The following is a 13,324-nucleotide window of genomic DNA, read 5'->3' on the forward strand; positions in this document are numbered from 1 at the left end:
GAGTCAATTGCCAACGGCATCTATCTGGCCGCTTCGGTCGGAGCCGCCGGCGACTCGGCCGGCGCGGCCGGCGGACCGGCGGCCTTCCGGGCGGCCATACTCGCGACCGCGAGCAATGCGAAGGCGTTCAGTCCGTGCAGCGCCCCGATCGCGGGCAGACCCCAGGCGCCGAAGGCGAGCGCGATCTGCAACACGACCAATCCGAGCACGTACAGGGCCCACTTGATCCCGCCCTCCACCCGCGCGAAGAAGGACACGATCAGCAACAGCAGCGCGAGCGCCGGGATGACCATCATCCCGACGATGCCGTGCAGCCCCTGGCCGAAGTTGAAATCGGTGTTCTTGTCGATGACCGCGCCGTCGTCCATGTCCTTGAGGGCCGTGAACCAGCCGAGTGCGACCGACATCGCCTGGACCACCACACCGATCGCGATCAGACCGGCCAGCGCACGATAAACAGACCTCATTAGTTTCCCCCCACCCCGGAAGTCGTTCACCTCATAGTGATCCCGGCCACATCACTGCACAAGGGGTTCTGCCCAATGGGGCACATCTGACACTGACGGGTCTAGTTGTTGCGGGCAAAGGCCCGGTACAGACCGTGCAGGGTCAATAGCGGTTCGTTGCGCACCGGCGTGGACAGTTGCTCGGCCAGCAAGGGAGCGAGCGCGCCGGTGAGGACGACCGCGGTGGTCTCGTCCAGGGACTGCTCCGCGCGGATCCGGGTGACGAGTCCGTCGACCAGGGCCGCGAAACCGTGGATCGCGCCGGACTGCAGGGCTTCGACGGTGTTCTTCGCGACCACCGAGCGGGGCCGGACCAGTTCGACCCGGCGCAACTGGGCCGCCGCGTGCCCGAGCGCGTCGGTCGCCGTCTCGATGCCAGGGGCAATCACTCCGCCGATGAAGGCACCGGCCGGGTTGACCACGTCGATGGTGATCGCCGTACCGACGTCGACGACGAGGCACGGAGCGCCGTACAGCTGGACCGCCGCGAGCGCGTTGGCGATCCGGTCCGTGCCCACCTCACGCGGGTTGTCCACCAGCACCGGCAGGCCGGTCTTCACGCCCGGCTCGACCACCACACTCGGTACGTCGTGGTAGTACCGCGCGACCACGTCGCGTAGCTCGTGCAACACGTGCGGTACGGCGGAGCACACCGCGATCCCGGACACCGGCGACTCCCCGGCCAGCAGGCCCTGGATGAGTACCGCCCACTCGTCCGCCGTCCGGCGGGGATCCGTGCCGACCCACCAATGCCGCTTGACCGTCCCCTCGAAGACCAGGCCGACCAGGGTCCGGGTGTTCTCGACGGCGACGGCGAGCAGCATCAGACGTCCTTGAAATTCAACTCAGTCCGCAGATCCAGGGCGATGTCGAGCACCGGCGCCGAGTGCGTCAGCGCACCGACCGCCAGGTAGTCGACCCCGGTCTCGGCCACGGCCCGGGCCTGCTCGAGGGTCAGGCCGCCGGACGCCTCCAGCCGGGCCCGGCCGGCCACCTTCTCGACGGCCTCGCGGAGCAGCGGGATGTCCATGTTGTCCAGCAGGATCAGCTCGGCGCCGGACTCGACCGCGATCAGCGCGTCGTCGACCGAGTCCACCTCGACCTCGACTCCGAGGTCCGGATACGCCTTGCGGACCAGACGGAACGCCTCGGCGACCCCACCGGCCGCGATCACGTGGTTGTCCTTGATCAGCGCCGCGTCGGACAGGCCCATCCGGTGGTTCTTGCCGCCGCCGCAGCGGACCGCGTACTTCTCCAGCGACCGCAGCAACGGCATCGTCTTGCGGGTGTCCCGGATGACCGCGCCGGTGCCCTCGACCGCGTCCACCCAGCGACGGGTCAGCGTGGCCACACCGGAGAGGTGGCAGAGCAGGTTCAGCATGGTGCGCTCGGCCGTCAGCAGCTGCCGTGTCTTGCCACGGAGTGTCATCAGTACGTCGCCCTTGTGCACAACGGCACCGTCGGCGACGGAGTACTCGAGCTCGACCTCGTCCGGTGCGGCCACCAGCCGGACCACCAGTTCGGCGATCTCCAGGCCCGCGACCACGCCGTCGGCGCGGGCGACGAGCTCCGCGACCGAGATCTGGTCCACGTCGACCGTGGCCGTGGTGGTGACGTCCACACCGCCGGCCAGGTCCTCCTCGATCGTGGCCCGCACGAGGTCAGCGACCCATTGCCGGTCGACAGTGTCATCCATGCTGGGCATTCTCCTCGGTTTCGTGCGGGACGAACGTCGTCCGCGGGACAGCCTGGTCGCCGTCGGCCGGCAACGTGAGATCCAGGTTGCCTGACCACTCAGCGTCGTCACGATCGGGGTGGTCCTCACGCCAGTGCGAGCCGCGGCTCTCCTCACGTGCGGTGGCGGCGGCGATCAGCGCGGACGCCACCGTGACCAGGTTCGTCGCTTCCCATCCCGGCGTACCCGGCTCACCGGCCGGCTGCTCGATCAGCTTGCCGAGGGCCGCACCCGCCTCGGACAGCCCGGTCGCACTCCGGATCACCCCGGCACCGACCGTCATGACCCGCTGCAACTCCGGTACGACGTCCGCGTCGACCAGCCCGGGGACGCGGGTGTCGTGGGCCGGCTCACGCAACTCGGGCAGCCCGTTGGCCAACTGGTTGGCGATGCGGCCGGCGAAGACGAGGCCTTCGAGCAGGGAGTTCGACGCGAGGCGGTTGGCGCCGTGCACACCGGTGCAGGCGACCTCACCGCAGGCGAACAGCCCAGGCACGGAGGTCTGGCCGTGCAGGTCGGTCCAGACGCCGCCGGACGAGTAGTGGCAGGCCGGCGCGACCGGGATCAGCTCACGGACCGGGTCGATACCGTGCGAACGGCAGGACGCCAGGATGGTGGGGAACCGGACCCGCCACTTCTCGTCGCCGAAGTGCCGGGCGTCGAGGTAGACGTGATCCTTGCCGGTGGCAAGCATCTGCCGCATGATCGCCTTCGCCACGATGTCGCGCGGCGCCAGGTCGGCCAGCTCGTGCTGACCCTGCATGAACCGGTTGCCCTCGTGGTCGACCAGGAACGCACCCTCACCCCGGACCGCCTCGGACACCAACGGCTGCTGGCCTTTCGCACTCTTGCCCAGCCACAGCACGGTCGGGTGGAACTGGACGAACTCCAGGTCGCGCACCTTCGCGCCGGCCCGCAACGCCAGCGCCATCCCGTCCCCCGTCGACACACTCGGGTTGGTGGTCGCGGCGTACAACTGGCCGATACCGCCGGAGGCGAGGATCACCGCACGACTGCGGATCGCGCCGACACCGTCCAGCTGGCCCTCACCCATCACGTGCAGGGTGACTCCGGCGACGGCACCGTCCTCGGCGGTCAGCAGGTCGATCACCAGGGCGTGCTCGATCAGCCGGATGTCGGGGGCGCGTTTCACCGCGGCGACCAGGGCTCGCTCGATCTCCGCGCCGGTCGCGTCTCCGCCGGCGTGCGCGATGCGGTTGCGGTGATGCCCGCCTTCCCGCGTCAGCGACAGGTCTCCGTCGACGGTGTCGAACCGCGCACCCAGGTCGATCAGGTCCCGGACGGCGTCCGGCCCTTCCGTCACCAGCGCCCGTACGGCTTCCGGATCGCAGAGGCCGGCGCCCGCGACGAGCGTGTCCTGCAGGTGCTCCTCGGGTGAGTCCTCCGGGCTGAGGGCGGCGGCGATCCCGCCCTGGGCCCACTGGGTCGAGCCGGAGGCGACGACGTCCTTCGTCACCACCAGGACGGAGCCGAGCTCACGGGCCTTGAGCGCGGCGGTCAGCCCGGCGATCCCGGACCCGATCACCACCACGTCGACGGTGTCGGTCCAGCCGGGTTCAGGCGCGGCCAACCGTTGCGGGACAGGAGGAGCGGTCATCCCGCGACCGTATCAATCGATTTCACCTGAGCGTGATGGAAATGTTGTCAATGAGACGGGTCGTCCCGACCCGGGCGGCGATCAGCATGCGGGCCTCGCCGGGGCCGATCACCGGGCCGAGATCCGGTGCTCGCAGGGCGAGATAGTCGATCTTCACCGACGGCACCCCCTCGAGTTCCGCCTGGGCGGCGGCCATCACGGCGTCCGGACCGTTCATCCCCGCCTTCGCACCGGCGGTGAGCGCCCGATAGAGCACCAGCGCTTCGTCACGCTCGGTCTCATCCAGGTACCGGTTGCGTGAGGACAACGCGAGACCGTCCGCTTCACGCACGGTCGGCACCGGCACGATGTCGACGTCCCAGTCCAGGTCGCACACCATCTCGCGGATCAGCGTCAGCTGCTGGTAGTCCTTCTCTCCGAACAGGGCCAGGTCCGGCGCGGTCAGGTGCAGCATCTTCGCGACGACCGTCAGGACGCCGGCGAAATGGCCCGGCCGGACCATCCCTTCCAGCTCGTCGGCCAGCGGACCGGGATGCACGGTGATGGACGGCTCGTTCGGGTACAGCTCGTCGCGGGACGGGTTGAAGACCAGGTCGACGCCCTCGTTCTTGGCGATCGCCAGGTCGCTGGCCAGCGTGCGCGGATAACGGTCGAAGTCCTCGGCCGGCCCGAACTGCAACGGATTCACGAAGATGGTCAGTACGACGCTGCCGTCCGGACCGACCCGTTCCCGGGCCTCGGCAAGCAAGGCCGCATGCCCGTCGTGCAGTGCCCCCATCGTCATCACGACCGCCCGCGGCCGGATCGCCGCCGCCGCCCGCAGTTCGGCCTTCGTCTGGGTCAGTCTCATCGCGGTGCCTCCCCTGTCCGATACCGCTCGCCTGGTTCCCCGGTCAGCACCTGGTAGAACCGGGCCGCCGTGTCCGGGTCCAGCCGTCCGTCCGCCGCGGCCAACTCCACCGTCGCCCGGGCCAGTTCGGCGTACGTGCTCGCCGTCCGGTCACGCAGTCCTTCCAGGTGTGCAACCACCGTGTCGACATCGCCCCGGGCAATCGGCCCGGTGAGCGCATGATGACCGGATCGCAGCGTGTTGTCGAGGGTTGCGGTCACGAGTGGCCGGAGTGTCGCGGCCGGATCCGCCACCCCGGCCTCCCGCAGTACGGCGAGGGCCTGCGTAACCAACGTTGTCAGGTGATTCGCGCCGTGCACGAGACCCGCGTGGTAGTGCGCGCGCTGCTCCTCGGCCACCCACTGGACCTGTGCCCCGACCGCCTTCACCAGCCGCTCGACCATCTCCCTGGCCTCGTCCGGCGCGGTCGCTGTGAACATGACGCCCTCCAGGCTCACCGCACCGCCGGGGAACGTCATCGCCGGGTGCAATGCCACTGGAGTTGCGGGCTGTTGGGGTAGTGCTTGAAGGCCGTGTGTGCCGGACGGGTGCACGACGTACTGGCTACTGGTGAGTGGCAACTGCTCGGCGACGTCCTTGATCAGGTCGTCCGGTACGGCGACCAGGACCACGTCGGCGCGGGTGGTGACCTCGTCGGCGGTCAGCACCGGCACATGGGGAAGGAGCCGGGCGGCGCGTTCGCGTGACGCGCTCGACCGTGCGGTGACACCGACCAGGGGATGCCCGGCAGCCGCCAAGGCTGCTCCCAGGGCGGTTCCGGCCCGGCCGGCTCCGATCAAGCCGATCCGTTCCATACTCACTCTCTTCGTTCCAGTCCCGCACGGGGTACCAGACGATCTACTAGTCAGCCTAGGTGATGAGAGCATGCCGTGGTGAGCGATGCATGGGCCGCGCGTACCGGTTTGACAGCGATTCTGATCACAGTGCCTGAGCTGGCGGACTACACCGACCGTTGGCGATCGGTGTCCCGGTCGACGGCGCGACCGCACGTCCCGCTGACCGAGCTGATCCCGCCGCACGTCACCGTGCTGGTGCCGTGGGTCGTGGAGCCCCGTGACTCGGATCGCCGGCGGCTCGAGGAGGCGGTGTCGTCCTTCGAGCCGTTCGAGCTCAGCTTCCCGGCAGCGGGCCAGTTCCCGGGCGGCACGGTCTGGCTCAAGCCCGAGCCGTTCGACACAGTGCGCTCGCTGCTGCTCTCGGTCTTCGAGGCGTTCCCGGAGTGTCCGCCGTACGGCGGGGAGTTCCCGGACCCGCATCCGCATCTGACCATCTCGTCGGCCACGGATGGGGCGCCGGCCGTTGTCGCCGAGGCGACGGAGGCCCTTGCCGCCACACCGGCACCTACGGTCCAGTTGACCGAGTTGGGGCTGTGGCGTGAGGGCGACGACGGGGTATGGCGGCAGTTCGACGCCGTTCAGCTGTGACCACCTTTCGCGAAGGCTGGGAGACCGCGCTCTACGGGCCTGAAGGGTTCTATAGGCGCGAGCGGCCGGCTGCACACTTCCGAACCTCTGTGCACGCCTCTGCGTTGTTCGGACAGGCGTTGGCGCGGCTGGCTCGTGCAGTGGGCGCTTCGGAGGTTGTGGACATCGGCTCGGGTTCGGGTGAGCTCGGCAAGGTGTTGCGAGCCGAGGGCTTGTCGGTCGTCGAGGTGGAGCTGGACGACGAGTTGCCGTCGTCGATCGCGGGACTGGCGATCGCCAACGAGTGGCTCGACAACGTGCCGTGTGACGTCGCCGAGCTCGACGAGGACGGCGTACCTCGGTATCTGCTGGCCGACCTGTCCCTCGGTGATGTTGTCTCAGGCAACGACCTGGGCTGGCTCGAGGAGTGGTGGCCGTTGCGGGAGCCGGGTGATCGGGCGGAGATCGGCAGAACCCGGGATCTGGCCTGGGCTTCGGTTGTCGAGCGGCTTGCCGAGGGTGGAGTGGCGGTGACGATCGACTACGGGCATGTGCGCGCCGGGCGGCCGCCGTACGGGACTGTGACCGGCTTCCGAGCCGGCCGCGAGTGTGACCCGGTGCTGGACGGCTCTTGCGACGTGACCGCACACGTAGCGCTGGACTCGCTAGGTGGATCGCTCGTCCTGCAACGAGACGCACTGCGGGCTCTCGGAGTCAGCGCAACCCGCCCAAGCCTCGAGCTCGCTCAGACGGACCCCCTACGCTACGTGGCCGAGCTGTCCTCAGCCGGCGAGGCAGCCGAACTGCTGGACCCGTCTGGGCTTGGCGGGTTCGGCTGGGTGTGGACAGCAGCCGGCGAGGACACCGTACGCCGTGCTTCGCGAGCCCTGACGGCCTGAGCCTCCAGGAGCTGTGCGGCCTCGAACTGGTCGCGGTGCAAGGCGATGGCATCAGTCGGGCCTAGTGGTGTGTCCACGTGCACGTTGGCCAGGCCCAGGCGTCGCTGGAGTGGTCCCTGCTCCAGTCGCACCGATTGGGTCTTGTGGTGCAGGACGATCGACGTACGACGGCTGACCCAGCCGCGTGTTGTCACGAGTACCTGCCCGTCGTAGCCGTACGAGAGGTAGCGCCAGCCGATCGGGCGCAACCGCTTGGCCCGCTCCGGTGCCCGGTGCATCTCGATGCGGGAGAGGTCCAGCCCTTGCAGGATGCGGGCCAGGACGAGGGCCACCTCGCCGCGGTCTCCGACCGGCAGCAGCTGCGCACCCTCGCGGTCGTCCTCCCCCTCGGCCGGATTGCCCGCCACACCGGCGATGTCCAGCTCCACGCGGGCCCAGCCGATCAGCCGCCAGATGATCGGCTCGGTGATCAGCAGACCTTGTACGCGACCAGGTGGCACGGTCTGCCGCTGGACGTCGAACAGGCCGCGCTTGGTCCGAAGCCCGTGATCGGTCTCCGACAGGGCGAAGCCGTGGTTGCCGACGACCTGCTTCCAGATCGGCTGCACGACACCGAGCAGCAGCGGCAGACCGGCGAACAGACCGATGTGGAATTCCATCACGGTGGTGGCGACGATCAGCCAGATCAGACCACCGGCGCTGGCGATGACGGTGGAGGACAGCAGGGTCGCACCGAGCAAACGGCTCGTCGGGACCACCAGGATCGGCGCCGGCTCGGGCTGCTGAGCGGCGTGCTCGACCGCCTGCTCACCCTTGGCCCGGACCAGCAGAATGGTGCGGAGCTCACCGGCTTCCTCGTACCTGAAATAGCTCAGCTTGCCGTCGCTCTTGCCGCCGCCGGCCACATCCATCCGCAGCTCGGCCATCCCGAACAGGCGGGCGACGAACGGCTGGGCGACGTCGATCGCCTGGATCCGGTCGAACCGGATGATCCTGGTCCGGCGGAACAGGAACCCGCTGTCCACCCGGATCGCGTCGTCGGTCAGCTGCCACTTGGTGAACCACCAGGACAGCGCGCCGAGCAGGATGCCGCCGACCAGCACGGCGATCAGCCCGAAGCCGGCCAGGGTCAGGTTGCTGCGCAGGCTCTCGTTGTTCACCATCGCGATCGCCGCGACGACGAAGTACCCCCAGCCCTTCACGAACGGTGTCAGCGGATGCAACCGCGCCCCGGTCGGCTCCACCGGGCGCTGCGGCGGGGCGGGCTGCTGCTCGGTGGTCTGCCCGGGGGCGCCGTACGGTCCGGGCGTCGGCTCGGTCACAGGCCCCACGCCTGGGCCTGGCCGAGGGCGGACAGCCGGTCCCGCAGGCGGCTCGCCTCGTCCGGGTGCAGGCCGGGGATCTTCGCGTCGGTCGCCGGGGTCGCGGTGTGCAGTTCCACCGTCGCGATCCCGAACGACCGCTCCAGCGGCCCGGCCGTCACGTCCACGAACTGCATCCGGCCGTACGGCACCACCACCAGTTCGCGGAAAAGGATCCCGTGGCTGACCAGCAGTTCGTCCTCGCGCTCGGCGTACTTCCAGGACCGTTGGTTGCGCCCGATCAGCACCCACGACCAGCCGAATCCGGCCGCGAACACGACCAGCGCCAGTACGCCGTACGCCCAGCCCACCGTCAGGCCCAGAACCAGCAGGGCCGCCAGGCCGAGCACCCCGAAGGTGAGGCCTGAGTTCAGCCGGCGGACTGAGGCCAGCTTCGGCGAGACCGGCGTCCAGCTGACATCCGAGGGTGCGAAGAGGTCGTCCACCCCCTAAGCCTGTCACGATAGTGGTCATGAGTACCGAAAGAGTGGTGGGTCTCGGCGCCGGCGCAGCGGGGTTCGACCCCGCGTACGAGCGCGGCGGGACTGGGAGCGGCTCGGAGCTGGCGACCACTGACATGGTGCTCAACATCGGCCCACAGCACCCGGCCACCCACGGAGTGCTCCGGCTGCGGCTGACCCTGGACGGCGAGCGGATCATCGGCTGCGAACCGATCGTCGGCTACATGCACCGCGGCGCGGAGAAGCTGTTCGAGGTCCGCGACTACCGGCAGATCATTGTGCTGGCGAACCGGCACGACTGGTTGTCCGCGTTCAGCAACGAGCTCGGCGTGGTCTTCGCGGTCGAGCGGATGATGGGCCTGGAGGTCCCGGTCCGCGCGATCTGGCTGCGGACCCTGCTGGCCGAGCTGAACCGGATGCTGAACCACCTGATGTTCCTCGGCTCCTACCCGCTCGAGCTCGGCGCGATCACCCCGGTCTTCTACGCCTTCCGCGAGCGCGAGACCCTCCAGGCGGTGATGGAGGAGCTGTCCGGCGGCCGGATGCACTACATGTTCAACCGCGTCGGCGGCCTCAAGGAGGACCTGCCGCACGGCTGGCTCGGCCGCGCGTCGGCCGCCTCGGCCGCGGTCCGCAAGCGGCTGCCGGATATCGAAGACATTGTCCTGGGCAACGAGATCTTCCGGGCCCGCACCGTCGGCGTCGGCCCCCTGTCCCCCGAGCTGATCGCACAGTACGGCGTCTCCGGCCCGATCGCCCGGGCCTCCGGCGTGGACGCCGACCTCCGCCGCGACGAGCCCTACCTCGCGTACGACGAGTTGCAGCGCGACGGCGTACTCCGGGTCGTCACCCGGCCCGAGGGCGACTGTTTCGCCCGGTTCTGGGTGCTGCTCGAGCAGGTGAAGGTCTCACTCGACCTGGTCGACGCGTGCATCGACAAGCTGTCGTCGATGCCCGCCGGGCCGGTGAACGTGCGGCTGCCGAAGATCCTCAAGGTCCCGGAGGGCAGCACCTACGCCTGGACCGAGAACCCGCTCGGCATCAACGGCTACTACCTGGTCTCCCGCGGCGACAAGACCCCGTGGCGGCTCAAGCTCCGCTCGGCCAGCTTCAACAACATCTCCGTGCTGCCCGCACTGCTGCCCGGCACCGTCATCCCCGACATGATCGCCATCCTCGGCAGCATGTTCTTCGTCGTCGGCGACATCGACAAGTGATCAGCCCATCGCCTCGCTGATCAGCTCCAGGATCGGCTCGCGGAGTGCGGCCGAGACCGCGACGGTGCCGCGCGACTCGGGCGTATGGTCCGAACCGTCCAGGTCGAGCAGGACCACGCCGGCCTCGCGGTTGATGGCCACACCGGCCATGGTGTCCCAGGGTTTGTTGGAGAACATCACCGTCGCGTCGAAGTGGCCGGCCGCGGTCCAGGTCAGCGCGGTGGCCGCCGTACCGATCATCCGGAGGCGTTGCACCCGCGGGTACAGCAACTGGGTCAGCGCCAGCCGCTGAGCGTTCTGTGCGGCCGCGTCCGGGCCGACGGCATAGTCGCCCACGGCAACCAATGCGTCGGTCAGGTCCGTGCACTCGCTGCCCCGGATGGGCTTCCCGTTACAGGTCGCGCCGAGGCCCTCGGCGGCGGAGTACCTGGTCCCCAGCGCGGGGTGGTCGATGACTCCCAGGACCGCCCGGCCCTCGTGGATGAGGCCGAGCGAGATCCCCCACAGCGGAACTCCGTGGATGAAGTTGACCGTTCCGTCGATCGGGTCGAGGACCCATCGAGTCCCGTCGGTCGCGCCGCCCTCCTCCTCGCCCAGCACGCCGATGTCAGGCGTCTCCCGCTCCAGGAAGGCCCGGACCGCACGCTCCACCGCGAAGTCCACCTCGGAGGCCATGTCCCGATCACCCTTGGAGGTCAGCTCTCCCGGCGCCCGGGTGTCGGTCACCGTCCTCCCCTGATCGACAGCGGCTTCGGCGACCTTCAGCAGTTCGGAGATGTCCACAGGGCAGAACCTACGCGACCGCCTCAAGTGGTGCCGGTCGCGTCCGCTCTGCGGCGCCAGGATCGGACCGCGGTGATAGCACCGGCGGCGAGGACGCCCGCGGCGACAGCCTGGCCGGCCTTACGGCGGCAGCCGAGGTTCTTGCACTCCGGGATCGGATACGGCTGACCGGGATTCAGCTCGTGCGTCTCGTCGGCCGACACGTAGGCGGCGGTCGCCGGGAAGTCCCAGCCGTCCGGGTTCAGCAGTCTGTACCAGTACGCGTCCTCCCAGGCCTTGCGCCGACACGTCACGTTCACCGAGGGTGACTCGAACGGTGTCGGCCCGAGCTGCCCGATCGGCAGATGATCCTGGTTGTAGACCGTGACGTGCCCGTTCGGGTCGTTCATCGTCACGGCCGGGAAATTCGCGTCCAGCCCCATGTGCATCCCCTCCCACACCGCAGTATGGGCGTGGACTCAGGAAGCGGCCAGACCTCGCAGCTTGAGGTCCACGACGGTGGGGGCGTCGGCCTGGGAGTGTTTGTCGCCGGCGGCAACGACCGTGGCGACCTCTTCGTCGATCTTGTCCAGCCGCGCGTCGATCTTGTCCAGCCGGCGCTGCATCAGGTCGACGAACTCGGCGTTCTCGACCACGCGGGCGCTGGTGATCCGGGAGTACTCCTGGGCCACCTGGGCCCGTTCCTCCGAATGGGCGAGGCGTTCGACCAGGAGCTGGTGGCGGACCAGCAGCGAGGCACCGACGGCGACCAGTACGGCGACCACGGCGGCCGCCCGCAGGATCCAGGCGTTCTGCGAGAACAGGGCGATGGACACGCCCAGGCAGACGACGACCAGCAGAGAGTTGGCGACGGCGAGAACTGTGGCCCTGGTTCGACGGCGGTTACCCCTTGAGCCCATGGACCGACATGTTAGGGGGTCTCGTCGGGGTCCTCGGGAATACGACACGCGCGTTCGAGCAACAATCCGGCCGTGACGACCAGCACTGAGACCACCGCCGCGGCACCGGCCATGATCACACGGTTGCGGGGCCCGGAAGAGCTCACCGCTTCCAGGAAGGATAACGCGAACCCTGCGTAAACACCGGTGCACAACGCGCCGACGAACGCACTGGCCTTCCCGATCAGCAACAGGAACACCGCCCGCGACGGTTCGACCCGTTCCCGTCGTACCTGGATCCGCTGGTGGGTGTTGCGGGCCGCCGCGAACAGCAGCGCGGCCAGGAACGTCCAGGCGACCAGGGTCAGCCAGGACACCTCGGGGGCGACCCCGCCGCCGGACTCGATCGCCTTCACCATGGTCAGGCCGACCGCCGCCCCGAGGACGGCGATCGCGACCAGCAGCCAGCGCGAGGTCGGCCGGACCGAACCCGGGCGCGGCGGCTCCTTGCCGGGCGCCCGACCGGGCTCGGGACCGCCGGACACCACTACTGCAGCTCGATGTCGAGCTTGGTCACACCGACCGAGCCGACCTTGGCCAGCAGCTCGGCCACCGGACCCCGCCCGGGCAGCACCGCGTCCGGCTCGATGTCGAGCCAGGGCGCCAGCACGAACGCACGCTCGTGCGCCCGCGGGTGCGGAACGGTCAGTTCGTCGGACTCGATCGTCTTCTGCCCGTAGGTGATCAGGTCGACGTCCAGGGTCCGCGGCGCGCCCGGCACGCTGCGCTCCCGGCCGAACGCCTGCTCGATCGCGTGCGCGCGGTCCAGCAGCATCTCCACCGGCAGCGTGCTGTCGGCGAGCAGCACGATGTTGAGGTACGGACCGGACTCGGTCGGCCCGCCGATCGGGTCGGTCTCGTACACCGGGGAGACCTCGACGACCACGACGTCCGGGGTGTCCCGCAGCGCATCGACCGCGCCCTGCAGGTTCGCCTCACGGTCGCCGAGATTGCTGCCGAGCGACAGGATGACCTGGCGGATCGGCTTGAGGCCACCGCTCAGGGTGTCCGCATCGATGACGTGGGGACTAGGGGTCTCAGTCACGAGGATTCTCCGGCTCTGCGCTGCACGGTCAGGACAACGTCGTCGAACGGCACCGTGATCGGTGCCGAAGGTTTGTGGATGGTCACCGCGGTCGCTGTCACCCGCCGGTCGGCGAGGCACAGGTCGGCGATGCGCTGGGCGAGGGTCTCGATCAGGTCCACCGGGTCGTTCTCGATCGCATGGTGCACCCGCTCGGCCACCACCCCGTAGTTCACGGTGTCGGCCAGGTCGTCGGAGGCCGCGGCGAGCCGGGTGTCCAGCTCCAGCCGGACGTCCACGACGAACTCCTGTCCGTCGGCCCGCTCGTGCTCGAACACCCCATGGCGCCCGAACCCACGGATGCCACGGATCTCGATCACATCAGGAGGCACTACGGGACCGCTCATCCACGTCCTCGCTTCGCTGCGGGCGCGGATGAACGGAGCGCGCTGTGCTTGATGGTGACCTC

16 protein-coding genes and 1 pseudogene are annotated in these 13,324 nt (G+C 69.2%); 3 read left to right on the forward strand and 14 right to left on the reverse strand.

Annotated features, from left to right (window positions below; translation table 11 throughout):
• Window positions 1-20: 20 nt before the first annotated feature.
• The 6 genes from ACGFIF_RS19860 to ACGFIF_RS19885 form a co-directional block, all read right to left on the reverse strand.
• Window positions 21-467, reverse strand: coding sequence for a hypothetical protein (locus ACGFIF_RS19860; protein WP_393156209.1), 447 nt, complete (start codon window positions 465-467; stop codon window positions 21-23).
• A gap of 101 nt (window positions 468-568) precedes the next feature.
• Entirely contained in the window at window positions 569-1,330 is a 762-nt protein-coding gene (locus ACGFIF_RS19865; RefSeq protein WP_393156210.1) for a type III pantothenate kinase, read from the reverse strand.
• A complete protein-coding gene (nadC, locus tag ACGFIF_RS19870; RefSeq protein WP_393156211.1) occupies window positions 1,330-2,202 on the reverse strand; it encodes a carboxylating nicotinate-nucleotide diphosphorylase in 873 nt (290 codons plus the stop codon). Before nadC ends, ACGFIF_RS19865 begins: the two co-directional genes overlap by 1 nt.
• Window positions 2,195-3,859, reverse strand: a complete 1,665-nt coding sequence (locus ACGFIF_RS19875; RefSeq protein WP_393156213.1) for an L-aspartate oxidase — start codon at window positions 3,857-3,859, stop codon at window positions 2,195-2,197. Before ACGFIF_RS19875 ends, nadC begins: the two co-directional genes overlap by 8 nt.
• A 22-nt stretch (window positions 3,860-3,881) precedes the next feature.
• Window positions 3,882-4,709, reverse strand: a complete 828-nt coding sequence (gene panC, locus ACGFIF_RS19880) for a pantoate--beta-alanine ligase (RefSeq protein WP_393156214.1) — start codon at window positions 4,707-4,709, stop codon at window positions 3,882-3,884.
• Entirely contained in the window at window positions 4,706-5,563 is an 858-nt protein-coding gene (locus tag ACGFIF_RS19885; protein WP_393156216.1) for a Rossmann-like and DUF2520 domain-containing protein, read from the reverse strand. Before ACGFIF_RS19885 ends, panC begins: the two co-directional genes overlap by 4 nt.
• Before the next feature lie 129 nt (window positions 5,564-5,692).
• On the opposite strand from ACGFIF_RS19885, the gene ACGFIF_RS19890 reads away from it, so the two are divergent.
• The gene (locus ACGFIF_RS19890; protein WP_393156217.1) at window positions 5,693-6,193 is read left to right on the forward strand and encodes a 2'-5' RNA ligase family protein; all 501 of its coding nucleotides are present in this window, start codon (window positions 5,693-5,695) and stop codon (window positions 6,191-6,193) included.
• A pseudogene (locus ACGFIF_RS19895) lies at window positions 6,163-6,828 on the forward strand (SAM-dependent methyltransferase); the annotation flags it as partial. The gene ACGFIF_RS19890 and the pseudogene ACGFIF_RS19895, both read left to right, overlap by 31 nt.
• 107 nt (window positions 6,829-6,935) lie before the next feature.
• Here the strand turns inward: ACGFIF_RS19895 and ACGFIF_RS19900 are convergent.
• Window positions 6,936-8,393: a PH domain-containing protein gene (locus ACGFIF_RS19900; RefSeq protein WP_393156219.1), complete on the reverse strand. Its 1,458-nt coding sequence runs from the start codon at window positions 8,391-8,393 to the stop codon at window positions 6,936-6,938.
• Entirely contained in the window at window positions 8,390-8,878 is a 489-nt protein-coding gene (locus ACGFIF_RS19905; protein WP_393156221.1) for a PH domain-containing protein, read from the reverse strand. Before ACGFIF_RS19905 ends, ACGFIF_RS19900 begins: the two co-directional genes overlap by 4 nt.
• Window positions 8,879-8,904: 26 nt before the next feature.
• Here ACGFIF_RS19905 and ACGFIF_RS19910 point away from each other — a divergent pair, with 26 nt between their 5' ends.
• The gene (locus tag ACGFIF_RS19910; RefSeq protein WP_393156223.1) at window positions 8,905-10,110 is read left to right on the forward strand and encodes an NADH-quinone oxidoreductase subunit D; all 1,206 of its coding nucleotides are present in this window, start codon (window positions 8,905-8,907) and stop codon (window positions 10,108-10,110) included.
• Here the strand turns inward: ACGFIF_RS19910 and ACGFIF_RS19915 are convergent, their stop codons facing one another.
• From ACGFIF_RS19915 to folB, 6 genes are read right to left on the reverse strand one after another with little or no spacing between them, the layout of a single operon-like run.
• Window positions 10,111-10,893 (reverse strand): inositol monophosphatase family protein, encoded by a 783-nt coding sequence (locus tag ACGFIF_RS19915; RefSeq protein WP_393156225.1) that lies wholly within the window; start codon window positions 10,891-10,893, stop codon window positions 10,111-10,113.
• Window positions 10,894-10,916: 23 nt separating this feature from the next.
• Window positions 10,917-11,315, reverse strand: coding sequence for a hypothetical protein (locus ACGFIF_RS19920; protein WP_393156226.1), 399 nt, complete (start codon window positions 11,313-11,315; stop codon window positions 10,917-10,919).
• 36 nt (window positions 11,316-11,351) lie between these two features.
• On the reverse strand, window positions 11,352-11,792 hold the full coding sequence (locus ACGFIF_RS19925) for a hypothetical protein (protein ID WP_393156228.1): 441 nt from the start codon (window positions 11,790-11,792) through the stop codon (window positions 11,352-11,354).
• Between the two features lie 11 nt (window positions 11,793-11,803).
• Entirely contained in the window at window positions 11,804-12,316 is a 513-nt protein-coding gene (locus tag ACGFIF_RS19930) for a DUF3180 domain-containing protein (RefSeq protein ID WP_393156230.1), read from the reverse strand.
• Window positions 12,317-12,318: 2 nt separating this feature from the next.
• A complete protein-coding gene (gene folK / locus ACGFIF_RS19935; protein WP_393156231.1) occupies window positions 12,319-12,876 on the reverse strand; it encodes a 2-amino-4-hydroxy-6-hydroxymethyldihydropteridine diphosphokinase in 558 nt (185 codons plus the stop codon).
• Entirely contained in the window at window positions 12,873-13,262 is a 390-nt protein-coding gene (folB, locus tag ACGFIF_RS19940; RefSeq protein WP_393156233.1) for a dihydroneopterin aldolase, read from the reverse strand. Before folB ends, folK begins: the two co-directional genes overlap by 4 nt.
• Window positions 13,263-13,324 lie beyond the last annotated feature (62 nt).

Origin of the sequence: Kribbella sp. NPDC049174 (genome assembly GCF_043197365.1) — a bacterium.
Lineage (GTDB): Bacteria > Actinomycetota > Actinomycetes > Propionibacteriales > Kribbellaceae > Kribbella.